We start from the raw sequence: 23,537 nt of genomic DNA, 5'->3' as shown, positions 1-23,537 counted from the left end.
TTTAGCATTTTGCGATTGTTCAGATAATAGTTTAGACAAACAAGGACATATCAGGCCCCTGTTCAATAATTGTTATATGTTTTTAATGGCTTAACTTACTTTTAAATGCGGTGCTTTTTTAAAAGGCCAAAGTATAGATCCAGCGGGTGCTTTTTTAACTGCAAACCAAAGGGCCAGCAGTACGCCATAGCTCCCACCGCGCTCTATCCACTCAAACATTTCATATTTGGGATAGAAGAGCTCGCTGGATATTTTCCATATGATAAAAACGAGGAGTATATTTTTAAAGGGACGAATAAGTACCATTAGCGCAGCCAACACCTCAAACAAACCAACTATCTGCGCCATTTTTGCCGGATCAGCAAAACCAAGTGCGTGATACTGGTTCAACAATCCTTGTTTCTGAATGAGGTTAAGCCAACCATGGCCAATCAACAACATAAATGCAAATACCCTTAGCCAAGTAATAACTTTGGCTAAAATATCGGCATTGATAATAACATTATCGTCCATACGTGCAAACCATTGTTTTTTGTCGATTTTGAAACCGCCCTGCATTAACAGCAAAACAAACGGAGCTCCATAATTCCCCGCACGTTCAATAAACTCGGCAAAAGGCTCGCCCGACAATGGTCGCATAGATGCAGTAGCCAATCCCCAAACCACCAGCCACGCGGCTATAGCGCGGGTTGGATAAACCAGCATAGAAATCCCCATCAAAATATCAACGGTACCTACATAAGGCATCAGGGTATAGGCCATTTCCTTGCCTATCCCAAAAACGCCGAAATAGTTGCACCAGATCTGTTTGGTGATGATTCCAAAAGCACCATGACCGATAAAGCACATGGCCGCTGCCAATCTGAGCGTGTAATATATTTTTTGATCGATTGTTAAGCTGCGCATTATTTATTCGTCCTCAATTCAACATCCTGTTATTTTGCGTCGGCACCATCGGCCTTAGCTCTGTTAACTGCGTACTGGCCAACTTTATTGCCGGTTACAAGGCCAACTTCGCAATCGCTGCGGTAGTGTATACCTCCGTATAGCCTTGACATAGCCGCCGCATGTGCCATATCGGTAAATTTGCTCCCCCTATCCGGTAACAAGTAAGTTAATACCGTTGCCGCTGCTCCGCTAAAGTTAGAGTGGCCTGATGTATAGGCAGGAAAGTTAGGCACCCCGGTTAAAGTTTTAATATTGGGGTTAGCCTGCGACGGGCGCTGGTTAAAGTAAAAATATTTGGTATCCCAGCATACAATAGCAGCGTCCATTTCGGCCATGTTCAGCAATGCTAAGTTACGTGCCCAGCGTACCTCGCTGTAGTTTTGTTTTACAAATTCATCTGCAGCAATGGCGTTCCAGTGACCAGTAGGTGTATAAGTAGCTACACCATCAGCCCAAAAAGCAACCAACTCTTCATGTTCGCGGCTATGATCTTTACTGAACGACAATACCTCTTCCGTTTCCTTTTTAAATTCGGGAGAGTTGGTTGCATATGGAGCCGGAGGCCTGATAGCTACTACAGTAAGCGTATCAAACAAAAAAGGAAGAACTTTTGAAAACAACGGCAACATTGGCGGCCTTTTGGGGGTTTCCAGGCTCACCCAAAATTGTTCGCCTTTGGCTGCTGTGATGGTTTCAAAGTTCTTCCAAATATCGGGGGTACCAATTGCTTTGCCTGCACGGTCATTACGGGCGCGGTTGGCAAATATTGCTGCTACCTGCCTGCCTAATGATTCGCCTGCGGTGAACTCGCCACGGGTGTTAGCTCCGGATGAGATCCTGTATAGCCTTTCTTCATCAACCTTTTGTTGAATATAAGCTACATCTGCCGGAAATAATAACTTCATAATCTCAGATGTAGCGCCGGAAATAACGGCATCTTCACATGGATATGATGGCAATTCAGAAGCTGGTATCAGCGCTTTTATACCCGAGTCATTTTTATATGGCGCGGTACGTTTGTACGTGTTTTTAAAATGCCATGCAGCAATAAGCGCGTCGTACTGCGCTGCGCTAACATAAGCATAGGCACGTGCAGCATAAGGCGGGTTTGAAAACGGAAACTCGGGATAATTAAAGGGGTTGGCTGAGTTTGGTGCCGGATAGGTACCATCGGGATTTTGATATGGCGGCAAATTATGCTTGGCTACAAGCTCGCGCAATATCTCATTCCATCTCAATACGGAGCCAGCGCTCCAATACTGAATTTTTGCCTGTTGATCACTGCTCAGGCTTTTCTGTAATGCTTTGATCTCATTCAAATCGGCCACGTAAGCAGGCGATGTCAAGGCATCAGGAGCAGCTACATTCAGCGTGCTAAAATCTGTAACCAACACCGGTTTCCAGGTATCGGCGTTAAGGTCCAGATTTGAGGGTTTAAGTGCAGGATATAGTGAAGTGCGATCTAAAACATCCTTTCGGCACGAGCTAAAAGTTGCTGCTGCCAGCGCTGTGATTGTAAATATATTAAGTATAGTTTTTTTCATTTCTTTGATCATTGATTGTGCAACCTATTATTACTTCTCCTTTTTGGTACTAAACACATAGTAAACACCTGCATAGGCCGAGCGGGTTTGCCCTACGTTACGTCCGTCTAAAACATAGTTACCACCTGCGGTAAATTCAAGTCCGCTTACCGATTGGAAGCTATACTTAAGTATCAAACCAACAGCGGTACTGTTCATACGGTTACTTGGAAACGGCATATCGTTTTTACGGATATCAAAGCCGCTTGTGCTTGTAATTTTTGTAAACGTAGCTTCTGCATTAAACTTAAGACTGCGGTAGCCGCTGCTAAACATAAAGTTGGTAGCATTTGGCAACTGAACCTCGTTGGTATAGTGCATTTCGGTAGTGTAGTATGAGGTTCTGTCGATGGTAATATTGTCGCGGCGGATATACTGGCCCGAACCGGCTACGAAGAACCTGCCTGTTTGGTAATTAAGCAAGGCGCGCAACGCAGCGCTTTTGCTATGCAAACCTACAGATAGAGGTAAAAAATCGGCCTGGTAATTGGCCAGGGGCAAAACACCCGTAGCAATAGCATGAACGCTAAATAACCCGCTGCCGATCTCCTCTTTTACTGCCATCCATTTAAAAGACACACTAAGATCCTGAAATGACTTTTCGCCGCGTAAAGTACCTGCCGAAGCATTGGTGGTTACATAAGGCACCATAAATAGCAGGTTGATCCGGTTTGAAAGACCATAATTACCCCCAAGGCTGTAAACGTTAGTACTTACTGTGCCCAAATTTTGATTATCCCGTTTAAAAGTACCTTCCCAGTAATGGTCCCAACTCCCATGGGAATATACTGCGGCAGCACAAAAATAATTTTTAGGGATCATCAATGCATCAGCATCGGTTTGGGCTTTAGCACATTGCGTAACAGCCAATAAAAAAGAAACTACAATACAACATCTGTAAAAATACAGCGACATAAATTTCATTACGTTTAAATAAAGGGTAATAATTATTAATAAATATGGCAAAACAAAAGCCGGATCAACATTATCAACTAAAATCGCTTAACCACCGATTTGTTGATAATACATCAGCATTAAGGAGCATGATCAAAGCCATAAAAAGAAGCTATTTCCCTAAACAGGGCAGCACAAAAAATGCACTGGTTAAAACAGCTAAATGATAAAAGCGGTTTGCATCCTTAAAATACAGGTACACAAATCATTTTAACTCATAATAATTTACAGGCAATAATCAGCAGATAGAGTTTGGCGGTTTGCCAGGCGACTCAATGAAAGGTGAATTTACATGGTAGGTTATAGGGCGCATTTGTACCTTTAATATTTTACCATAAGACAGGAACTGATAGTGCATAACCTGAAAGCTATATTCACCAACAGTGTTTATTTTCTTTTGCGATGAATCATGCGCTCCTTTTTTACTCAAGGGCACATCGCATATTTCTTTGGCAATAATGAGATTGGCATTAACCAAACGTGTTTTAACACTATTGGCTATACAAATGAACGACATCGTATCCTGGGTAACCTTATAACGCAGGTAATTGTAATAAACACCTTTTAGCTGCAGTTGCCCCTGATCATGCACATAGCCATTCCAACTGTGAATTTTGGGAAGATGTACCGGTATTTTAATCTCAACAAGCTTGGTGGCATCAACCTTGTTTTCATAAATTTCTTTTACAATCTGCACTTCAGACCGGTGAATAAAATACTGAAATACTAAATTGTACCCGCCCAAATTGAACAGATGTACATTTAATAGTAGTATCGCTATAAACTTTTTCACCAAAAGAAATTACTGTTAGGGTATATAATTGACAGTAAATATATGTAACAATATTGTTAAAACAAATAAAAAGTTAAATTGTACAGATCACAATTAAACGACTGCGCCGTTAAGATTTTGCCAAATTACATTCGGTATATTTGCGGGATAATCAACCCGTAAACTATGGATTTGATAACCCAGCCCTGGCCCTGGTATGTGGCGGGCCCATTGATAGGTATTATCGTGCCTGCCCTTCTTGTCATCGGCAATAAAACTTTTGGCATCTCATCATCACTGAGGCACATTTGTGCAGCATGTATCCCGGCCAATATTTCATTCTTTAAATACAACTGGAAAAACGAAAGCTGGAACCTGTTTTTTGTTGCCGGCATTGTTTTAGGCGGATTTATTGCGGCACAATTCCTGGCGGCCAATCATCCTGTTGATATTAACCATCAAACCCGCGCGGTGTTACAACAGCAGGGGATTAAAGATTTCAGTGGTTTATTACCCAAAGATGTTTTCAGCTTTGATCAACTGGTTACATTAAGAGGCTTTATTTTCATGGTAATTGGTGGCTTTTTGGTAGGCTTTGGCACCAGGTATGCCGGCGGATGCACATCGGGCCACGCTATTATGGGTATTTCGAACCTCCAATGGCCATCACTTGTAGCCACCTGCTGTTTTATGGCTGGCGGCTTTATCATGACCTGGTTTATTTTACCTTACCTTTTACATTTATAATATGCGCAATATCAAATATCTGTTTGCAGGCCTGCTTTTTGGCATAGTGCTGGTAAAATCGGAGGTGATCTCCTGGTTCAGGATCCAGGAGATGTTCAGGCTGCAATCGTTTCATATGTACGGCATTATTGGCAGTGCTATTATAGTAGGGATGATCTCCGTTTTGATCATTAAACGTTTCAATATCAAAACCCTTTCAGGAGAACCTATTGTTATCCCTGATAAAAAATTTAACTGGGGCAATGTTTACGGAGGATTGATATTTGGTTTGGGATGGGCCATTACGGGAGCCTGTCCCGGCCCATTGTTTGCGCAGATAGGTAGTGGTTTTTTAGTTACTTCTGTTACTCTTTTGAGTGCCATTTTGGGCACCTGGGTTTATGGAGCAGTAAGGGACAAATTGCCTCAGTGAATTAATTTCGCGCAAAGGCGCTAAGACGCAAAGATTTCAGCAATAAGCTTGGCTCAGGTTAAAAGCTTTTAAATATCATTTTTATGATCCAACGGAAAAAGATATCGGCATCAAACATTTTCAGCAGCCTCTTTGTGGCATTTGCCCTGTTGGTCATTTTCAATCCAAATGTTAAAGGTTATGTGATCAGAGGGCTAATGTCAGTTGGCTTTTTCCAGCCGGATCCGGAAGCATATAAACAGCACGAAAGTTTTGCCAATATTCCCGATATTCAATTTAAAGATACCAGCGGTAACGTTACCTCGTTAAGTACTCTAAAACCTAAAGTAATATTCATAAACTATTGGGCCACCTGGTGCCCACCCTGTATAGCCGAAATGCCTAAAGTTAACGAGTTGTACAAGAAATTCAGGAACGATCCTAAAGTAGTCTTCCTTTTGGTTGATGTAGATAACGATTTCCCTAAAGCCAAAGCCTTTATGCTCAAAAACGGCTACAAAATGCCGTTATACAACCAAGTCAGTAATGTACCCGATTCCTTGCTTGACGGCACTATCCCTACTACCCTTGTCTTTAATAAAAACGGCAAGCTTATTTACAAGCACTCCGGCGTTGCTGATTATAGCAGTAAGAAGTTTGAAGAGTTTATACAGGAGAACCGTTGATTTGTTTGATTACGTTGATTTCGCTGATGTTTTGACGGTTTCATCAGATTGATTTTGATTAGCTAACCATGTAAATTCTTTAGTAAGTCATCAGCCTCCCGCTAAGCATCAGCGAAATCAACGTAATCCCCCTCAAAATCATCGGTTATTTTTTTATTGTTATTTTAACACTTATTAACTTTTTTTTCTTTTCTTTACTGCACAATCAGTTAAATCCTAAGTTTCAATGAAAAAGAACCCGTTTTTACAACTCGGCGTAATCGCTTTGTCTTTTTTGAGCTCGGCATCTTTCGGGCAAACAGGTACACTTAATATCAGTACCGATTCAAAAACAACCATCAGCAAGCATATTTACGGTCAGTTTGCCGAACATTTGGGGCACGGCATTTATGGCGGTTTTTGGGTTGATAAAACCCTGCCTGTAAAAAAACAGGACCGTATCAGGCTTGATATTGTTGACGCCCTGAAAAAGATAAAGATCCCCAACCTGCGCTGGCCGGGCGGCTGCTTTGCCGATGAGTATCACTGGCGCGATGGTATTGGCCCAACTGCGCAACGCCCGCGTATGGTAAATACCAACTGGGGCGGCGTTACCGAAGATAACAGCTTTGGCACACACGAATTTCTGGAACTGTGCGATTTACTGGGTTGTGAGCCTTACATAGCGGGTAACGTGGGCAGCGGTACGGTTGATGAAATGTCTAAATGGATTGAATACTTAAACTCAAACAGTACCAGCACTGTTGTACAACAGCGCAAAAAGAATGGGCACCCTGCTCCGTACAAAGTAACATTTTGGGGTGTAGGTAACGAAAGCTGGGGCTGCGGCGGCAATATGACCCCTGAATATTATACTGATCTTTTTAAACGTTATGCATCATTTGCCAAAGATTATCCGGGCGCTAAACTTAAGAAAATAGCCAGCGGACCAAATGCTGACGATTACCACTGGACAGAAGTTTGTATGAAAAATATTTCGAGCGGAATGATGTCGGGCTTGTCATTGCACTATTATACCATACCAACTGGTAACTGGGGTAAAAAAGGTTCAGCAACTGATTTTAGCGAGAAAGAATATTTTGGCACCATGGTTAACTGTCTTAAAATGGAAGAGCTGGTTACCAAACATTCGGCTATCATGGATAAATATGACCCGGAAAAAAAAGTAGCCCTTGTTGTTGACGAGTGGGGCGTTTGGACAGATCCTGAACCAGGTACAAACCCCGGATTCCTTTATCAGCAAAACAGCCTGCGTGATGCTTTGATAGCCGGAACAACTTTGAACATATTCAATAACCACAGCGACCGTGTTAAAATGGCTGCCCTTGCACAAACTATAAATGTGTTGCAGGCATTAATTTTAACCGATAAAGAAAAAATGGTGCTTACCCCTACTTACCACATATTTGATATGTACAAGGTGCACCAGGATGCTAAATACCTGCCTATTAAATTAAACGTACCTGATTACGAGGTTGACGGTAAAAAAATTGAAGCAGTTAATGCCTCTGCCTCACAGGATGCATCTGGTAAGGTACATATCTCTTTAGTGAACCTCGATCCGCACAATACCATTACTATTACAACCGCTCTTAGCGACGTAAAATGGCAAACCGTTAGCGGACAGGTACTGACCTCGGCTAAGTTAACCGATGTTAATACTTTTAAAGATGCCAACAAGATCCACCTCAACGCATTTACCGGTGCTAAAAAAGATGGTGACAAATTAGTTGTTAGCTTGCCAGCAAAATCTGTAGTAACACTTGAATTAAAATAAATCCTTTCCCCTAAGAAAGTAAAACGGCCAGGCAAATTGCCTGGCCGTTTTTTGTATGATGTTAGTCTGTTCGGAGGTCTTCAATTCGTTAATTGAGATGTAGAGACGCATCACATGCGTCTCCCGCTTGCAATTTCCGATGGATTATAGACCTCTTAAATCGGCTTGTCCGTTGGGAGACGCATGTGATGCGCCTCTACAAAAAATACTTTATTTTTTTCAACGTCGTATTTTTCTACCAGTTCCTTTTACAGGTTGGATAATTACTCTTTCGGCAATCCATCCTCAAATCCGCTACCTCCGGTACTTCCGGCAGTATCTAAATTCCAGGCCGAGGTTAGGAAATACGGTGCAGCACTATCTGCATTTTTGCTACTGTAAGTACATTTAATTACCCTGGTTTCGCCCGGCGCTAATGAAATATAATTATCGCTAAAGATCACCGGCAAAATATCATCGCCACCCTGGCCTTTTAAAGCACGTAGGTGCACAAAGAAAGCTACCGCGCTGCCGGTGTTTTTAATAGTTACGGTGTTTGAGGTACTATCCCCCTCGGTTTTACTGGTCTGGCTAAAGGCCAGTTTGGTTTTAGGCAAAGATTGCAATGCTGAATAATCAGCATAAGCGGATTGCGGTGTAGTAAACCAGTTTGATTTTTTCCAGTTCAGCTCGTCGCCCTTTTTTGACAGCCAGTACCAGTTAATACTTTTGGTTTCGCCGGCATTATCGCTTAGTTCAAGACGCAGTAAATAAGTATCAGATAAGCCCGTAATAGCAGGCAGCGCGAATAATCTTTTTGATGCATCTGCACCAATATCAGCAGTAGTGGTTTTGCTGAATTTGCTTGAACCATCCAGATTATAAACATCTGCCTTAACCTTTAAACCAGTAAAGGTTTTTAAGTATGAATTGATCATTGCTACCTCGTTTGTTTTGTATGAGTACAGCACATGTAACGGCTCCATGGCCTTTTTCATACCGAAGTAAGTACCTGCAGGATATAAGTAATAATCATAAGTATGCCAGATAATACCCGGCCATGGGTTGCTCAGCATCCATTGTACTACACCTGTGGCTGTCTGATACTTGTTTAATCCGTAGGCTTCCATCATGGCGCGGTGAGCTTCGTAATTTTGGGCCTGCGCTTTGGCTACATAATTTTTGATAGATGCAGTTTCGCCGTAACGGCCGTAAAGTGCTTTAGTAAAAACTTTGGTTGTACCGAATGAGCCTGTACCGCAATGGTAGTTCCAATCGGCCGAGGTTACGTTTAATGAATCTTTAGGGATAAATTTCACCAGGCTTTCATAAGGTGGAATTGATGGCCCCGGTGAAATTTCTGTTGCGAAACTGTAAGTACCGCCAAACTTTTTGGTAGCATCAGTTTCCCAGTAAATAGGCGGCACCCATTCATATGGGCCGGCCATTTTTACACCGCTATAGCCCGATACTTTTGACTTACCTTCATTAGCCGTTGCCAGCAACGGGTTTGGCCATTTCAATTGCTTTTCAATTTTCAGGTAATCACGTTCAACTGAAGTATCTGTTGGCGGCATATCGCTGCCGTTGAGCCATACAAACAGGCTGGCTTTGTTGCGCAGCCAGTACATTACGCTACTGTCTGACGCCATAGCTACCTTGCGCTCCGCAGCATCCCATTTTTCGGGGTGTTGCCAGGTACCGCAGCACATCCAGCCGTTCATCACCATTAAACCGTATTTATCACACAGATCATAAAAGTTGTCATCTTCCATTTTACCTTCTGAGCGCACGATGTTCATATTCATATCCCGTACTAAACGGATCTCCTGCTCCTGCCTTTCAGTTGAGCGGCGCTGAAAAATATCAGGCGACCAAGCCGCACCTCTCAGCATAATAGGCTTCCCGTTTATAATAAACTCACGCGATTGGTTATCATCAATTATTTTAGACGTAAATTCCCTGATGCCAAAGTTTTCGGATACCGAATTACTTAGCTTTTTATCAACAACAGCAGCAACTTCAATGCGGTTAAGATTGGGCTTGCCGTATTGCCATGGCCACCAGATTGCGGGATCTTTGATATTAAGCTGCTTAAATTCAGCAGGCGAGAAATTAACATTCTTTGATTCATTAGGCAACAGGTGCACCTTTTTCTCGAAGGAAACATTTTCGTTGATCTTCCCTTTGATCACTGCATCCTGTGCTTTACTGGTGTAATTGGTCACCTGGGCATCTACCGTTAAATGAGCAACAGCAAGCGAAGGCAAATCAAAATCAGTAGTAACCAACGGGAATTTCACGCCTACTTTGTTGTAGGTTTTCACCTCTACGTTGTTGATGATACCACCGTTATAATCCTGCGGGTACGGGATCCAGTCGGCATAATCAATAGCGAGGTCGCCATCGCGCTTGTTGGGGGTAAAAGGCCGCAACACTTCAATAGCAAGTGTGTTGGTACCGCTGTAATTGATATTTTTAGTAAGGTCAAGGTCAATGATCCGGTATGGGCCCTTTATTTTGGTTGAATCGGCTATTTTAACGCCGTTGAACCAAACATTAGCCTTGTAATTGATACCGTGCAAACGAAGGATCACATTCTTTCCATTTTCGGCAGCAGGCAGCGTAAATTCTTTTCTGAACCACCATGGTTTGTCCAATTTCGGATCGGCCAGTTTTTCGAGGTTCTTGCCCATAAAAGGGTCGAAATTATATACATGATTAGCCAGTAAACCTGCTAAAATAGTTGAAGGCACACTAACCTTATACCAGCCCTGCGTATCAAATTTCTCTTTAGAGATCTCAGTTGCCGCAGATGGTGCTGTAACTGCCGATTGCATTTGCCACTCATCTTTCAATAGCAAGTTAAAATTTTCCTGCCGCCCCTGCGCAAATGCCCCTGCGCTAAACAGGGTTATTGCCGACATTAATAATATTTTTTTCATGGTAGATCTGGTTTATTTCTGGTTATCGTAATACAAGGCAGCCGCACCAATAATGCCGCTATTTTGCAGCTCAGAGATCTCAATTTTTATACGCTCAAGTGTTTTTGTATAGGCAAAGGTTTTCACCCGCTGCCACATGGCATCTTTAAAATATTCAAAGGCATGGCTTACGGATCCGCCTAAAATGATCAATTCCGGATCGTAGGCATACATCACCATTTTTACTGCGTTTCCTATATGGTTCCCTAATTCGGTGTATAATTGCAAAGCACGTTCATCACCAGCTTGTGCATCCTTAAATACTTGTACACCATCCAAGCCGTATACATTATGAAAAAACGAACCGCTGCAGTAGTACTCTAAAATATTATCGATATAAGGGAACAAGCCAATTTCACCGGCACCGCAGTTATAACCTGCATACAATTTGCCATTGGTGATAATGCCTGTGCCAAGGCCGGTGCCAAGGGTTACTCCAACCATGCTATCTGCACTTTTTCCCTTTCCAAAATACAACTCACCTACGGCAAAGCAATTAGCATCGTTATTCACATACACAGGGATGTTATAACGTTCCTGCATCAGCTTTTTCAGGTGCACCTCTTTCCATGACGGGATATACTGCACATCGTAAACAATACCTTCGGCTACATCAACTACGCTTGGTACGCCAATGCCAATGGCACTGGCCGAATCATTTAGCAAAAGGGTGTCGACAACAGTGTAAATATCATTTAGTACATCATCAACACTGCCATCACTTTTAATTCGTTGCGATATGATGTTACCGATTGTGCTATTGTTAACCAGGGCACCGCGAATATTGGTAGCCCCCAGATCAATACCTATAACTTTTATATTGCTCATGTAAATTTTATGCTTTATTATCGAAAATAGTTTTATTGGTAACCAGTGGCTTAGCCCAAAAACCGATACTCAGCATATAGCCGAAAGTGATATACAGGAAAAACATCCCCTGCCTTAATCCAAACAAACTGCCCAAACCACCTATCAGAAGCTGAACAACTGCGCCGCCTATAATGCCGGTTACCAGGATCCCGGCAAACGAACCATGATCTTCGGCTACTGAACTCAACGCCAGCGAAAATATGATCGGGTACATCACCGACATGAAGAACCCAACTATCGAAAATGAGTACAATGAAGTTTGCGGGCCGCCAAATAAGCCCAGCGACAGAAATATAAGTGCCAGTATGGTGAAAATCACCAGCAGTTTACGGCTATCCATCAGTTTTAGCAGGAACAGCCCTAAAATACCACCTGCTGTCATCAACCCCCAAAAGTAGGCTACCGCGTCGGCCCCAATAGTTCGCGAATCAAATTTGTGGTATCGCTGCAAAAACTCCGACATCCAGTAAGATACACCCTGCTCGCTGCCCACATAGCAAAACAATGCAATGAAGTAGGCAATAACAACAGGCTTTTTAAAAAGGTCGACATGTGTTTTCCACGGCCCGGCCTTTTCATCGCTGGCCAACTCAACCTTCGGAAATTTGGATATCAGCATGATCACGAGCATAGCCAAACATATTATTGCAAACAGCCAGTATAATGAGATCCAGGGCATGGTTGTGGGGACATGAGCTTCAAGCAGCGGAAAAATGCCGCCTTTGCTGCTTCCCATGTTTTTAACCATATAGGAGTAAACCAGCGGACTAACAAACGATGCCCCGCCAAATATTAATTGCGCCAGCACCGATGTGAAGGCATAATTTTCCTCTCCGCCCGACGTACGGAGCAGCGGATTAATGACAACCTGCAGCATAGCCATACCGCAGCCAATTAAAAACAGGGACGCTATGGCTGTAAGGTAATTAGGATAAACAGCCAATAGTAAAGAGCCTAAAAACGCCACCACAAACGCGGCTACCATGATTGCTTTCTCGTTGTATTTTTGAACCAGCATGCTCGATGGAATTGACATTACCCCATAGGCAATGAAAAATGCGAAGGGCAATAACCCCGCCATTGCATCACTTAACTTAAAATCCTTGATAAACTCGGGAGATAGCGGGCCGATGATATTGGTTAAAAACGAAATAACAAAAAACGTAAGCATGATCAGCGTTACGATGTAGTAGTTTTTCTTCATTAATTGGAGGGTTATAGTTTAGAGGTCCGGTAGTAACTAATATCGTTAAAAATCCGTTGGCGCTATAATTTTACAAAAACTTATTTAAATTGTTACATATTCTTTTTAAAATATTTTAAAAAGATACAAAATCATCAGTGCCAAATCTTTCCACGCACTTTAACCTTAAAATGCTTCACATCAAAACATTTAAGGTATATTGATGTGTTAATGGGAACAAACACCTGCTATATGACCCCAAAAAAAGAAAAAGAACTTACCTACATTGAAAAAGTATGGCATACGGTTGCCATCGTTGCTTTATTAGTAGTAGTAATATTAATAGCGCGGGTTGCTTTTAATGTGCTGTTAATGGTGCTTTCGGGCGTATTGATAGCTACTTATTTTCACGGCCTTGGCGACCTTATTGAACGAAACACTAAAATGCACAGGAGGTACGCCATGATCATTTCAGTAGTTGGATCATTTTTGATTGTAGTTGGCTTATTTTATTTAATGGGCACTACCATCCAGCACCAGATCACTTTACTTAAAGATACCCTGCCGCATACTATCAATAATTTCAAGGACAAATTGGCTTCAAATCCAACGGGGAAGCAAATACTTGATTATTTTTCGGGTGATAATGATCCGGATAAAGTTGTAGTTACCGTACAGCGCTTTTTCAGTACCAGCTTTGGTGTACTTGGCGACATTTATATCATCCTGTTTTTGAGTATCTTTTTCACCACTAATCCCGATGTTTATAAAAATGGCATTCTGATGTTGCTATCTGATAAGAAAAAGCAATTGGGTCAGGATATTATGGACAGGATCAGTTTATCATTAAAAGGCTGGCTTAAAGGAATGCTGCTCTCTATGGTATTATTAGGCGTGCTGCTTACCACAGGCCTAAGTATAATGGGGATACCGGCTGCATTAATATTAGCCTTATTTGCGGGCATGTTAAAGATCATCCCCAATTTGGGTTCTGCTATAGCGATGATCCCCGGCGTTTTGCTGGCGCTTACCATGGGCACCAACACGGCTATTATAGTAGCACTCATTTATATCGTATCGCAAACAATAGTGAGCAATATTGTGGTACCTATAGTTCAAAACCGGATGATCAACCTGCCGCCGGCCCTTACTATCATCAGCCAGGTGGTTATGGGGACACTTTCAGGTGTGCTGGGCATTATATTGGCCGTGCCTATTGTAGCTATCATTGTAATTTTGGTTGACGAACTATATGTTAAAAAACTTGGAGATGCTGAAGTTATAGCCCATTAAATAACATGGCTTCATCAAAAAAATCGATATACAGTGCGCTTATTGCTAACTTGCTTATAGCTGTAACCAAATTTATAGCAGGTTTTATTGGGCGCAGCGGGTCTATGATCTCTGAAGGGATCCATTCATTGGTTGATACCGCAAACGAGTTATTGCTGTTACTTGGCTTGCACCGGGCACGTAAAGAGCCAGATAAAACTCATCCTTTTGGCTATGGCAAGGAACTGTATTTCTGGTCGTTCATTGTATCTATCATGATATTTGGGTTAGGCGGCGGGTTATCCATTTACCAGGGCATTTTACATATCCGCCAACCTGAAACTCTTGGCGATCCTACATTGAGCTACATTGTTTTGGGCCTATCGGTCATATTTGAAGGCTCATCGCTCATCATCGCACTGAAAGAATTTAACACTATCCGGGGTGATCAAACCTGGTGGGATGCCGTAATTAAAAGTAAAGATCCATCTACCTTTTTAGTGATGTTTGAGGATAGCGCCGCCGTTGCAGGGCTTTTCATTGTTGCTATCTGCATGTTCTTGAACCATCGTTATAACATCCCTATACTTGACGGGGTGGCATCCTTATTAGTTGGATTGATCTTGGTTGGTGTTTCGGCCATACTGGCCCGTGAAAGCCGGAGTTTACTTATGGGCGAAGGAATTTCGTCCGAATCGCGTACCAGAATAACCGCCCTTGTTGAACGTGACAGTGCCGTTTTGAAAGTGATGCATATGTTATCTACCTATCAATCACCCGATGAAATTATTTTAATGCTGATAGTAGCGTTTAAAGAAGATCTCGATACACAGCAGATCAACGAGGCTATCGACCGGATCCGCGATTGTATTAAACAGGAGTTTAATTTAGTGCGCTTTGTTTTGGTACAGCCCGAAACATATTCGGCAGAAATTACTGAAACAGGCAGTGTACTTTAATTGTATATTAGCTATAACTAAACAATCTATCTCATGCAAGAACAAAAATTTCATTACGCAACAGTAACCGAAGCCATAACCAAATTAAAGGAACAAGGCTATACTCATGAATTTAGCCTCGAAGGTGATCATCTTAAAGCTGGTGAAGAAATTTTTCCGGTTAAGGAGTTTGAAATAGTAGACCTCTACCGCTACGAAGGCCCCTCCGACCCTGCCGATGAAGCTATTGTTTATGCCCTTGCATCTACAAATAACGTAAAAGGCACATTGGTAACCGGGTACGGCATCTCCACAGATGAAGCTACTATCGAAACATTAAAGAATTTGCATTATAAATATCAGCAGGGCCAACAATAGTTTGGCCTTGCAACTGTTTAAGCCAACCTGGTACTTTTTCAGCATTTTATACCTATAAACTTAGTGTATTTGGTTTCTGCTGCTGATATTAGTAATCTTGTGATACTATGAAAAGCAGGACATTACCTACCCTTATCCTATCTGTTTTTTGTGTGTTGCAAAGCATAGCAAAAAACAAAACCGCTGATACCATTTCTGCAGCAGACCTGCAACCTGTAGGACGCTCGCTCATTAATAACCAACACAATCTGGCGTTGATCACTTCCGGTGCACATTTTGGTTTTAGCTTTAAGGGAAATGAGTGTGCCATATATGTAACCATTGCAGATGCCAATGCACATAATTACCTGCAATACGAACTTGATGGCACTTATCAAAAAAGGATCAGGGTAAACGGGGATTTAAAGGAGCCCATTATTATCAAAGCCAATAGTGCAGGCACACACCGAATCTGGATATATAAGGCAACAGAAGCTACTACGGGCGCTTTGATATTTTCAAAGATTGCTGCCGCGGGTGCCAGAATCATCCCGGCCCCGAAACTCCCTTTGATTGAATTTATAGGCAACAGCATTACCTGCGGAGCTGCAGCTGACGATTCAGAGGTTGCTTGCGGAACCGGTGATTACCAGGATCATCACAATGCCTATATGGCCTACGGGCCAAGGGTAGCAAGGGCATTAAATGCCAATTTTATTTTATCAAGTGTTAGCGGCATTGGCATTTACCGTACCTGGAACAGGGATTCCCCTTCCATGCCGCTGGTGTACGAACACGCTAATTTCCAGGAAAAAGATTCGCTCAAATGGAATTTTAAAACTTACACTCCCCGAATAGTAAGCATTGCTTTAGGAACAAACGATATGAGCAATGGCGATGGCACATCAAGGGCTGCATTTGATACCGCGCGTTTTGTTAACGATTATATAAAGTTTGTTCAGCTTGTTAAAACGAAATATCCCAAAGCACAGATCGCCCTGCTCTCCAGTCCTATGATTAAAGGAAATTCGCGTGAGATATTGCAGAGGTGTTTAAGCCGGGTAAAAGCAGCTGTTGATGCAACATACCAGGCGGATAAACCTGTTGCTACTTTCTTTTTTGAGCCAATGGAAGCCCATGGCTGTTCAGGACACCCCAGTGTAGCCGATCATCAGATATTGGCAAAGGAGCTCGAACCCTTTTTTGCTGGTTTACTGAAGTAATGTGTTAACAGATTGCCTATGTTTACAAAGGGTACTAAAGGTTAACGCGAATGCGGTCATAAGTTTACACTATAACACTATTTTCGCCAAATGGCGGTGATTAGTAAAGGTGATGTGATGGCAGCAACGGGTACGGGGAATTTCCCTTTTTTAGGCTCGGTTATTATGCGGCTGATGAAGATAGATAAATTCAACCGCATGATGGATGAGGCAGGCGACCTGGAAGGGGTTGATTTTAGTACGTTTGTGCTCAATTTTTTGGGCATCACCATTAAAATCGATCCTGAAGATCTTGCCCAGATCCCCGCAACAGGCAGTTTCCTTGCAGTAGCCAACCATCCGTTTGGCGCTATTGAATCGCTTGCTTTACTTAGTCTGCTGGTTACTGCCCGGCCCGAAACCTTGTTTATGGGTAATTTTTTACTAAAAAGGGTTCCCAACCTCGAGCAATATGTTATTGCAGTAAACCCGTTTGACAGTATTAAAGATACCTCAAGTATCACAGGGCTAAAAACCACACTTAACAAACTGCGTTCAGGCGTACCTGTAGCCATATTTCCGGCAGGCGAAGTTTCGGCTTTTGACTTCAAAACCAGGCAAATTACCGACAGGGAATGGCATCCGGTTGTGGGAAAAATCATGGAGCGGGCAAAAGTACCCGTATTGCCGGTTTATTTTTATGGCGATAATGGGATCGGGTTCAGTTTGCTCCGATATGTTCACAAATCGCTACAAACCGCTATGCTGCCTGCCGAACTTTTCAATAAAAAAGGGATGTGCTTACACGTACGGATCGGGAAACCAATATATCCTGCAGAATCCTCAAAGACCGCATCCCATGCGGGCCAATTATTAACGGCCAGCAGGGCGGCAACCTACGCGCTGAAAGAAATCTCTATCTAAACAAGCAAGCAATGTACCAAATAAAAAAGGCCGTTCTCTTTCGAAAACAGCCTCGTTTGCCTTATTAGCTATTAAAAAGGGGTATTATGCGATTCAGGGATATTGTATTAATTAAGCATATTCAACGCCAAACCTGCTCTTTACATCAGCAACAATTTGCTTTACACTTTGCTCCTGATCTCGCGGGCAGATAAGCAGCGTGTTGTTGGCTTCAACAATAATATAGTTATGTAAGCCCTGTAATATTACCAGTTTACCATCGGGCATGTTCACCATACAATCAGATGAATTGTACATGATCACCTTTTCATTGGGGATTACCGCGTTGCCCGCCTCCGTTTTTTCGGATAGCTCGTATATGGATGCCCAGGTACCCAAATCACTCCAACCAAAATCAGATGGCAGCACGTAAACATTGTCGGCTTTCTCCATTACACCATAATCAATAGATGTATTGATGCAGTGCTGATAGGCCTCGTTGATATGCGCAGCCTCTCTTTCTGTATTATATACCAGCCTTGCATCAGCAAAAATATCGTGCAAATCGGGCATATAGGTCTCAAATGCGTTCAATATCGCCTTAGCCGACCAGACAAAAATGCCAGCATTCCATAAAAAATCACCGCTGTTGATAAAGCTTTTGGCAATCTCCAGTGTTGGTTTCTCGGTAAAGGTTTTTACTTTATGAAAATCATTGTTTATAACACTATCGGCGTATTGGATATAACCGTAACCGGTATCTGGTCTGGATGGTTTAATACCCAACGTTACCAGGCAATGATGTTCGGCCGCTGTTGCCAACGATTTTTCAAGAGAGCTTTCAAAGGCGTCCTCATCAAGAATCTGCTGATCGGACGGTGCTACAATAATTACTGCATCCGGGTTCAGGCTTTCAATTTTAAAACAACCGTAAGCTATGCATGGGGCAGTGTTGCGCATTACGGGCTCAGTTAAAATCTGCTGGTCTGTTATATCCTGAAGCTGATCTTTTACCAGTTTAGTGTAGTTTTCGTTAGTTAATATGAAGATATTTTCTTTGGGGCATATTTTAGAAAGGCGCTGATAAGTGTCCTGTATCAATGTTTTTCCGTTGCCAATAATATCTATAAATTGTTTAGGACGCGAGGTACGGCTTATTGGCCAAAAACGGCTCCCAATACCCCCTGCTAAAATTATTGCGTAATAGTTTTTGTTCATGTGCTGGTTTTAATGTGAATTAAAAGGATCAAATTGTACATGATTGGCATTGATCTTACCTAATGAATTACATGGCCGTCATTTTCTATCTGCTATTCAAATTGGTTTTTGATGGCGTAACCCGAATCCTTTAATAATTTCTCTCTTTTAAATAATTCCACATCTGCAGCAACCATCTCACTTACCAAGCCTTTCAAATCGTATTTAGGGGCCCAACCCAATAATGTTTTTGATTTGGTCGGATCGCCTATCAGAAGATCAACTTCTGTTGGCCGGAAATATTTTTCATCAACAGCAACTACTTCCTTACCCGTTTCAAGCTGATATTCAGGATCACTACAGCTTATTACATAGCCCTTTTCCTTTAAACCACTTCCAATAAATTCAATTTCAATGCCAAGTTCGGAAAAAGCCATCCGTACAAACTCACGCACAGGGGTAGTAATGCCCGTTGCTATTACATAATCTGTGGGGGTGTCCTGCTGTAATATCAGGTACATCGCTTCAACATAATCTTTAGCGTGGCCCCAATCGCGCCTGGCATCCAGATTACCCAGGTATAGTTTATCTTGTAGTCCCATGGCTATTTTTGCGGTTGCCCGGGTTATTTTACGGGTTACAAAAGTCTCGCCGCGCAAAGGGCTTTCGTGGTTAAACAAAATGCCGTTACAGGCGTAAATGCCATAGGCTTCACGATAGTTTACGGTTATCCAGTAAGCATACATTTTTGCTACAGCATAAGGCGAGCGGGGGTAAAACGGCGTAGTTTCTGACTGTGGTACAGCCTGTACCATACCATAAAGCTCAGATGTTGAGGCCTGATAAATTTTTGTTTTTTTCTCAAGCCCGAGAATCCTTATGGCTTCCAACAATCGTAAAGTACCGATACCGTCGGCATTGGCTGTATATTCAGGCGTTTCGAAGCTTACCTTAACGTGCGACATTGCGCCCAGATTATATATTTCATCAGGCTGTACCTGTTGTATGATCCTTATTAAATTGGTTGAATCGCTCAGATCGCCATAATGTAAAAACAGGTTTATGTCTTTCTCATGCGGGTCCTGGTACAAATGGTCAATTCTGTCTGTATTAAACAACGAGCTTCTTCTTTTTATACCGTGAACCTCATATCCTTTTGATAATAAAAGTTCAGTAAGGTATGCGCCATCCTGGCCGGTTATTCCGGTTATCAATGCTACTTTTTTCATTTGTAAAGTCAGGTTTATGTGTAACTATGTTTCAATATCGGCTTAATGTTGTGCCTGGGGTATAAGACATATCATTAAAAGTGTGGTTTCAAGTTCCGGTACCAGGTACAGGAGTTTGTTATCGGCCAGATCAGGCCGTTTCGTGAAAGAGAAAAAAGATGATACAGATCATCTCAACTATATGCCAAACGGATGATTATTCCGGAGAGTAATAGTTAAATTTCTTTTAAAGGCACAGCGATGTTGCCTTGGAAGGCTTATCGCTGTACCCTTTACTTGGATTTTTATTTGTTATAATAAGCAAAATCTTTGTGATGTATTTCCTGTTCGGGTAGTGATTTGAAGTATTCTAAAGTGATCTTCAAACCTTCACTCCTGGATACCTTTGGCTCCCAGCCCAATATAGACCTGGCCTTGGTGATATCCGGACGACGCTGTTTAGGATCATCTGTAGGTAAAGGCAGGCTGATCAGCTGTTGATCGGTACCTGTAAGCTTGATGATCTCCTCTCCAAATTGTTTGATCGTGATCTCGTCAGGGTTACCGATGTTTACCGGCTGGGCATAATCGCTCAGCAGCAGCCTGTAAATACCTTCTATCAAATCATCTACATAACAAAACGACCTGGTTTGTGAGCCATCTCCAAACATGGTCAGCGGTTCGCCCCTTAGTGCCTGACCGATAAAGGCCGGCAATACCCTGCCGTCATTCAGGCGCATCCTTGGCCCGTAAGTGTTAAAGATCCTTACTATCCTTGTTTCTACCCCGTGAAAAGTATGATATGCCATGGTGATAGCTTCCTGAAACCTTTTGGCTTCATCGTATACCCCTCTCGGGCCTACCGGGTTTACATTACCCCAATACTCTTCAGGCTGAGGGCTGATGTTCGGGTCGCCATATACTTCTGAAGTTGAGGCGATCAGCATCCTTGCTTTTTTGTTGCGGGCAAGGCCAAGCAGGTTATGTGTACCCAGTGAACCTACTTTTAATGTTTGGATCGGGATTTTCAAATAATCTATCGGGCTTGCCGGCGAGGCAAAGTGCAGGATGTAATGCAAATCGCCCGGTACGTACACAAACGTGGATACATCATGGTTATAAAACTCAAAGTTTTCCAGTTTGAACAAATGCTCGATATTTCGCAGGTCGCCTGTTATCAGGTTATCCATACCTATTACATGGTAACCTTCCTTAATAAACCTGTCGCACAAATGCGAGCCTAAAAAGCCGGCTGCCCCTGTGATCAGGATCCTTTTTCTTTCTGTCATATTTTTAATTGTTGTTTTACGGCTTATACTGTTATAATTTATGGTAGCTTATCTGTATCTTAATTAACATTACTTTACTAAAACATAAGGTTATAATTTTACCGTAACAACTGGCCATGCCTGCGGCCAGGATAAGTGAGGTTTAGTTTTATAAATTTTAATGTTAGTTTTTTAACAGATACAAGATTATAGCTCCACCAAAGCTGGGGTATGGTGATAATTACCTGGAACGGTAAATGCGTTAAAAGAAAAAATGGGCTATTTTAAATATTCTTCGTAGTACTTTGTAATGAGCACCTGCTCGTGAAATGTTGTTTTAATGATTTCACGACCGTGTTTGCGGATATAATCTAATTTTTGTTTCCCAAGGTAGGCTTCATTAAGTTTTTCAACAATACTATCGGTATCTAATGTACAGATCCAGCCAAGGTTATTTTCGATAACAAAATCAGAAAGCCCAACATTTTCGGAGATGAGAACTGCCGTGCCCATATGCAACGATTCAACCACAACGTTTGCAAAGTTTTCATTTAAAGATGTGAGAATAAACAGATCTGACTGGTTAAGCCGTTCAAATTTCTCCTGACGGTTTACCCAACCTATCCAATCAACTTTTGAAGCTATATTCAATTCATCTGCAAGTTGTTTCAACTGCTTCACGTATGCTTCATCACCATCACCGGCTATAACGAGCTTCAGGTTAAAAGAAAGCTCATTTATAGCTGCAAATAGCTTCTCGATCCCTTTTTTATGGTGAATACGCGACATGAAAATAACCGTAAAACATTCGTTATCGGTTTCCTTTATTTCAATATCGGGTAATGACAAAATATTGGGCAAAACAAATCCTTCCCATCCCGGTATCAACTTCCGGCATTCAATATATTCAGACTGGGCGGTAGCGTGAAGCACACATTTTTTTAAAATTCCGCGACCACCAAGCTTATGGATCAATTTCTTATAGCCGCTGTTCCCGGTATCAAACACATATTCACTTAACATGCCGCGGGGGGCCAAAATCACTTTGGTTTTGCTGAACAAGGCAATACGTGCTGCTACTACACTTAAAATACTCCACCATGAATGGATATGGATCACATCATAATGGTTAGCAGTTTTAACAAGCCTGCGCCATAAAGCCGGACTAACATGGGTATGATCGCCGGTGATACGTTTAAAATAAGTTACATTAACCCCCTCTACCTTTGTCATGGCCCCGGGTATTACATCCAATTCAGTTTTACCGTTAGCTGTTGTGGTATAAACGTCAACATCATGCCCGTTAGCCGCTAATCCCTCGCACAAACGTGATACAGATTCGGTTGGGCCTCCGTACCCATAAGCAGGTTTATAAGCAGGTATAATGTGCAGTATTTTCATAAGTAGTATTAGGTATAAAGAAACGCAAATATGCGCTGTTGACAGTTCACTTAACCAGGTTTGATTTTAAATCGTCCTTAACGATGGTTAAAGTTGGTGCAGGCCCGGGCTTTTCGGCGAGCTTTTCATCTTCAATCAGCCTTATAGCAAGCAATATCTCTACCATTGTTCTTTGAAGAGTATAATGCCAGCCTTCCCAGCCATTGAAGATCAATCTTTTAACAAACAGGCAATGAAAAAAAACTAAAAAAGGTGCAAGTACCTTAGTTTTTCGGATTTTTCCGCTCAAAGGCATTTCTGATGCAGGTTCATTAACCAGTTTCTTGCTTTCCTTTATAGCATAGCCATCCTGATTACTCAGCCACCTTGAAAGAGATTTCCTGTCGTCATGTAAAATATAGGATTTGTATCTGCCCGTTGTACCGTTAATTTTTAAACGCTGTGTATGCCCGTCATCGTAATACATACATTTATCTATATCAAATAATACAGGGCGTGGCGTTGTATTATCTGCAAAAAGCTTTCTTCCAAAAACTAAAAACTTAAAGGTTGTTTCATAAGCGATATCTTGAGGATTTGCAACTATGCTTTTGGTTTCTTCTATAAATTCAGGTGTAAGCACATAGTCGGCATCAAGTGTTAATGCCCATTTGCTTTTGAGTAATGAAAGTCCATAATTCCACTGGTTGCCGTGAGTATCAAACTTTCGCTGAAAAACTTCAACATTGGGATAGGAATTGGCAATATCCAGCGTAGCATCGGTACTAAAGCTATCCAGGATAACAACTCTTTGAAGCCAGGTTAGCCTGTCAAGTACCCGTTTAAGATTAGGCTCTTCGTTTTTAGTTAAAATTATTGCAGTAACTACGGTTGATGAGGTTAATTCCATCTTGCGAATATTATGTTATTTATTAGGT

Annotated in this window: 22 protein-coding genes; 10 read left to right on the top strand and 12 right to left on the bottom strand. The window is 42.0% G+C overall.

Going from position 1 to position 23,537, the window contains the following annotated elements; all coding sequences use genetic code 11:
- Window positions 1-90: 90 nt before the first annotated feature.
- From MTO98_RS12605 to MTO98_RS12595, 3 genes are read right to left on the bottom strand one after another with little or no spacing between them, the layout of a single operon-like run.
- A complete protein-coding gene (locus MTO98_RS12605) occupies window positions 91-906 on the bottom strand; it encodes a hypothetical protein (RefSeq protein ID WP_243487010.1) in 816 nt (271 codons plus the stop codon).
- A 29-nt stretch (window positions 907-935) separates the two neighbouring features.
- Complete coding sequence (locus tag MTO98_RS12600; protein WP_243487009.1) at window positions 936-2,492, bottom strand: phosphatase PAP2 family protein; 1,557 nt, start codon at window positions 2,490-2,492, stop codon at window positions 936-938.
- Window positions 2,493-2,522: 30 nt separating this feature from the next.
- On the bottom strand, window positions 2,523-3,446 hold the full coding sequence (locus MTO98_RS12595) for a transporter (RefSeq protein WP_243487008.1): 924 nt from the start codon (window positions 3,444-3,446) through the stop codon (window positions 2,523-2,525).
- 44 nt (window positions 3,447-3,490) lie between these two features.
- Between MTO98_RS12595 and MTO98_RS12590 the strand changes: the two genes are divergently transcribed.
- Window positions 3,491-3,652 (top strand): hypothetical protein, encoded by a 162-nt coding sequence (locus tag MTO98_RS12590; RefSeq protein ID WP_243487007.1) that lies wholly within the window; start codon window positions 3,491-3,493, stop codon window positions 3,650-3,652.
- Between the two features lie 71 nt (window positions 3,653-3,723).
- Here MTO98_RS12590 and MTO98_RS12585 read toward each other — a convergent pair whose 3' ends face one another.
- Window positions 3,724-4,278 carry a hypothetical protein gene (locus tag MTO98_RS12585; RefSeq protein ID WP_243487006.1) on the bottom strand — a complete coding sequence of 185 codons (555 nt, stop codon included), beginning with the start codon at window positions 4,276-4,278 and terminating at the stop codon, window positions 3,724-3,726.
- A 165-nt stretch (window positions 4,279-4,443) separates the two neighbouring features.
- Between MTO98_RS12585 and MTO98_RS12580 the strand changes: the two genes are divergently transcribed.
- From MTO98_RS12580 to MTO98_RS12565, 4 genes are all read left to right on the top strand, one after another.
- Entirely contained in the window at window positions 4,444-5,004 is a 561-nt protein-coding gene (locus MTO98_RS12580) for a YeeE/YedE family protein (protein ID WP_243487005.1), read from the top strand.
- A 1-nt stretch (window position 5,005) separates the two neighbouring features.
- Window positions 5,006-5,416 (top strand): DUF6691 family protein, encoded by a 411-nt coding sequence (locus MTO98_RS12575; RefSeq protein ID WP_243487004.1) that lies wholly within the window; start codon window positions 5,006-5,008, stop codon window positions 5,414-5,416.
- 83 nt (window positions 5,417-5,499) lie between these two features.
- A complete protein-coding gene (locus MTO98_RS12570) occupies window positions 5,500-6,081 on the top strand; it encodes a TlpA disulfide reductase family protein (protein ID WP_243487003.1) in 582 nt (193 codons plus the stop codon).
- 226 nt (window positions 6,082-6,307) lie between these two features.
- Window positions 6,308-7,858 (top strand): alpha-N-arabinofuranosidase, encoded by a 1,551-nt coding sequence (locus MTO98_RS12565; protein ID WP_243487002.1) that lies wholly within the window; start codon window positions 6,308-6,310, stop codon window positions 7,856-7,858.
- Window positions 7,859-8,121: 263 nt separating this feature from the next.
- On the opposite strand, the gene MTO98_RS12560 is transcribed toward MTO98_RS12565, so the two are convergent.
- Genes MTO98_RS12560 through MTO98_RS12550 form a run of 3 tightly spaced genes read right to left on the bottom strand, consistent with a single transcriptional unit; the run spans window position 8,122 to window position 12,895 of the window.
- Complete coding sequence (locus MTO98_RS12560; RefSeq protein ID WP_243487001.1) at window positions 8,122-10,782, bottom strand: glycoside hydrolase family 2 protein; 2,661 nt, start codon at window positions 10,780-10,782, stop codon at window positions 8,122-8,124.
- Window positions 10,783-10,794: 12 nt separating this feature from the next.
- Window positions 10,795-11,649, bottom strand: a complete 855-nt coding sequence (locus MTO98_RS12555; RefSeq protein WP_243487000.1) for an ROK family protein — start codon at window positions 11,647-11,649, stop codon at window positions 10,795-10,797.
- A 7-nt stretch (window positions 11,650-11,656) separates the two neighbouring features.
- A complete protein-coding gene (locus MTO98_RS12550) occupies window positions 11,657-12,895 on the bottom strand; it encodes an MFS transporter (protein ID WP_243486999.1) in 1,239 nt (412 codons plus the stop codon).
- Window positions 12,896-13,126: 231 nt separating this feature from the next.
- Here MTO98_RS12550 and MTO98_RS12545 point away from each other — a divergent pair, with 231 nt between their 5' ends.
- From MTO98_RS12545 to MTO98_RS12525, 5 genes are all read left to right on the top strand, one after another.
- Entirely contained in the window at window positions 13,127-14,167 is a 1,041-nt protein-coding gene (locus MTO98_RS12545) for an AI-2E family transporter (RefSeq protein WP_243486998.1), read from the top strand.
- Window positions 14,168-14,172: 5 nt separating this feature from the next.
- The gene (locus tag MTO98_RS12540) at window positions 14,173-15,105 is read left to right on the top strand and encodes a cation diffusion facilitator family transporter (RefSeq protein WP_243486997.1); all 933 of its coding nucleotides are present in this window, start codon (window positions 14,173-14,175) and stop codon (window positions 15,103-15,105) included.
- Between the two features lie 33 nt (window positions 15,106-15,138).
- The gene (locus MTO98_RS12535; protein ID WP_243486996.1) at window positions 15,139-15,462 is read left to right on the top strand and encodes a phosphoribosylpyrophosphate synthetase; all 324 of its coding nucleotides are present in this window, start codon (window positions 15,139-15,141) and stop codon (window positions 15,460-15,462) included.
- A 107-nt stretch (window positions 15,463-15,569) separates the two neighbouring features.
- A complete protein-coding gene (locus MTO98_RS12530) occupies window positions 15,570-16,664 on the top strand; it encodes an SGNH/GDSL hydrolase family protein (protein ID WP_243486995.1) in 1,095 nt (364 codons plus the stop codon).
- 90 nt (window positions 16,665-16,754) lie between these two features.
- On the top strand, window positions 16,755-17,567 hold the full coding sequence (locus MTO98_RS12525; protein ID WP_243486994.1) for a hypothetical protein: 813 nt from the start codon (window positions 16,755-16,757) through the stop codon (window positions 17,565-17,567).
- 111 nt (window positions 17,568-17,678) lie between these two features.
- Here the strand turns inward: MTO98_RS12525 and MTO98_RS12520 are convergent, their stop codons facing one another.
- From MTO98_RS12520 to MTO98_RS12500, 5 genes are all read right to left on the bottom strand, one after another.
- A complete protein-coding gene (locus MTO98_RS12520) occupies window positions 17,679-18,764 on the bottom strand; it encodes a mannose-1-phosphate guanylyltransferase (protein WP_243486993.1) in 1,086 nt (361 codons plus the stop codon).
- Window positions 18,765-18,856: 92 nt separating this feature from the next.
- Window positions 18,857-19,972: a GDP-mannose 4,6-dehydratase gene (gene gmd / locus MTO98_RS12515; RefSeq protein ID WP_243486992.1), complete on the bottom strand. Its 1,116-nt coding sequence runs from the start codon at window positions 19,970-19,972 to the stop codon at window positions 18,857-18,859.
- Between the two features lie 284 nt (window positions 19,973-20,256).
- Window positions 20,257-21,240, bottom strand: coding sequence for a UDP-glucuronic acid decarboxylase family protein (locus MTO98_RS12510; RefSeq protein WP_243486991.1), 984 nt, complete (start codon window positions 21,238-21,240; stop codon window positions 20,257-20,259).
- A 258-nt stretch (window positions 21,241-21,498) separates the two neighbouring features.
- A complete protein-coding gene (locus tag MTO98_RS12505) occupies window positions 21,499-22,620 on the bottom strand; it encodes an XrtY-associated glycosyltransferase XYAG1 (protein WP_243486990.1) in 1,122 nt (373 codons plus the stop codon).
- Window positions 22,621-22,666: 46 nt separating this feature from the next.
- A complete protein-coding gene (locus MTO98_RS12500) occupies window positions 22,667-23,509 on the bottom strand; it encodes a glycosyltransferase family 2 protein (RefSeq protein WP_243486989.1) in 843 nt (280 codons plus the stop codon).
- Between the last annotated feature and the right edge of the window lie 28 nt (window positions 23,510-23,537).

Source organism: Mucilaginibacter sp. SMC90 (assembly GCF_022811725.1).
Lineage (GTDB): Bacteria > Bacteroidota > Bacteroidia > Sphingobacteriales > Sphingobacteriaceae > Mucilaginibacter.
The sequence above is the reverse complement of the archived record's forward strand: the minus strand, read 5'-3'. Positions and strand labels throughout refer to the sequence as shown.

What these genes read in the sequence shown, in the direction of transcription:
- MTO98_RS12605 (WP_243487010.1), bottom strand. Translation starts at nt 906, where the DNA reads ATGCGCAGCTTAACAATCGATCAAAAAATATATTACACGCTCAGATTG.
- MTO98_RS12600 (WP_243487009.1), bottom strand. Translation starts at nt 2,492, where the DNA reads ATGAAAAAAACTATACTTAATATATTTACAATCACAGCGCTGGCAGCA.
- MTO98_RS12595 (WP_243487008.1), bottom strand. Translation starts at nt 3,446, where the DNA reads ATGTCGCTGTATTTTTACAGATGTTGTATTGTAGTTTCTTTTTTATTG.
- MTO98_RS12590 (WP_243487007.1), top strand. Translation starts at nt 3,491, where the DNA reads ATGGCAAAACAAAAGCCGGATCAACATTATCAACTAAAATCGCTTAAC.
- MTO98_RS12580 (WP_243487005.1), top strand. Translation starts at nt 4,444, where the DNA reads ATGGATTTGATAACCCAGCCCTGGCCCTGGTATGTGGCGGGCCCATTG.
- MTO98_RS12575 (WP_243487004.1), top strand. Translation starts at nt 5,006, where the DNA reads ATGCGCAATATCAAATATCTGTTTGCAGGCCTGCTTTTTGGCATAGTG.
- MTO98_RS12570 (WP_243487003.1), top strand. Translation starts at nt 5,500, where the DNA reads ATGATCCAACGGAAAAAGATATCGGCATCAAACATTTTCAGCAGCCTC.
- MTO98_RS12565 (WP_243487002.1), top strand. Translation starts at nt 6,308, where the DNA reads ATGAAAAAGAACCCGTTTTTACAACTCGGCGTAATCGCTTTGTCTTTT.
- MTO98_RS12560 (WP_243487001.1), bottom strand. Translation starts at nt 10,782, where the DNA reads ATGAAAAAAATATTATTAATGTCGGCAATAACCCTGTTTAGCGCAGGG.
- MTO98_RS12555 (WP_243487000.1), bottom strand. Translation starts at nt 11,649, where the DNA reads ATGAGCAATATAAAAGTTATAGGTATTGATCTGGGGGCTACCAATATT.
- MTO98_RS12550 (WP_243486999.1), bottom strand. Translation starts at nt 12,895, where the DNA reads ATGAAGAAAAACTACTACATCGTAACGCTGATCATGCTTACGTTTTTT.
- MTO98_RS12545 (WP_243486998.1), top strand. Translation starts at nt 13,127, where the DNA reads ATGACCCCAAAAAAAGAAAAAGAACTTACCTACATTGAAAAAGTATGG.
- MTO98_RS12540 (WP_243486997.1), top strand. Translation starts at nt 14,173, where the DNA reads ATGGCTTCATCAAAAAAATCGATATACAGTGCGCTTATTGCTAACTTG.
- MTO98_RS12535 (WP_243486996.1), top strand. Translation starts at nt 15,139, where the DNA reads ATGCAAGAACAAAAATTTCATTACGCAACAGTAACCGAAGCCATAACC.
- MTO98_RS12530 (WP_243486995.1), top strand. Translation starts at nt 15,570, where the DNA reads ATGAAAAGCAGGACATTACCTACCCTTATCCTATCTGTTTTTTGTGTG.
- MTO98_RS12525 (WP_243486994.1), top strand. Translation starts at nt 16,755, where the DNA reads ATGGCGGTGATTAGTAAAGGTGATGTGATGGCAGCAACGGGTACGGGG.
- MTO98_RS12520 (WP_243486993.1), bottom strand. Translation starts at nt 18,764, where the DNA reads ATGAACAAAAACTATTACGCAATAATTTTAGCAGGGGGTATTGGGAGC.
- gmd (WP_243486992.1), bottom strand. Translation starts at nt 19,972, where the DNA reads ATGAAAAAAGTAGCATTGATAACCGGAATAACCGGCCAGGATGGCGCA.
- MTO98_RS12510 (WP_243486991.1), bottom strand. Translation starts at nt 21,240, where the DNA reads ATGACAGAAAGAAAAAGGATCCTGATCACAGGGGCAGCCGGCTTTTTA.
- MTO98_RS12505 (WP_243486990.1), bottom strand. Translation starts at nt 22,620, where the DNA reads ATGAAAATACTGCACATTATACCTGCTTATAAACCTGCTTATGGGTAC.
- MTO98_RS12500 (WP_243486989.1), bottom strand. Translation starts at nt 23,509, where the DNA reads ATGGAATTAACCTCATCAACCGTAGTTACTGCAATAATTTTAACTAAA.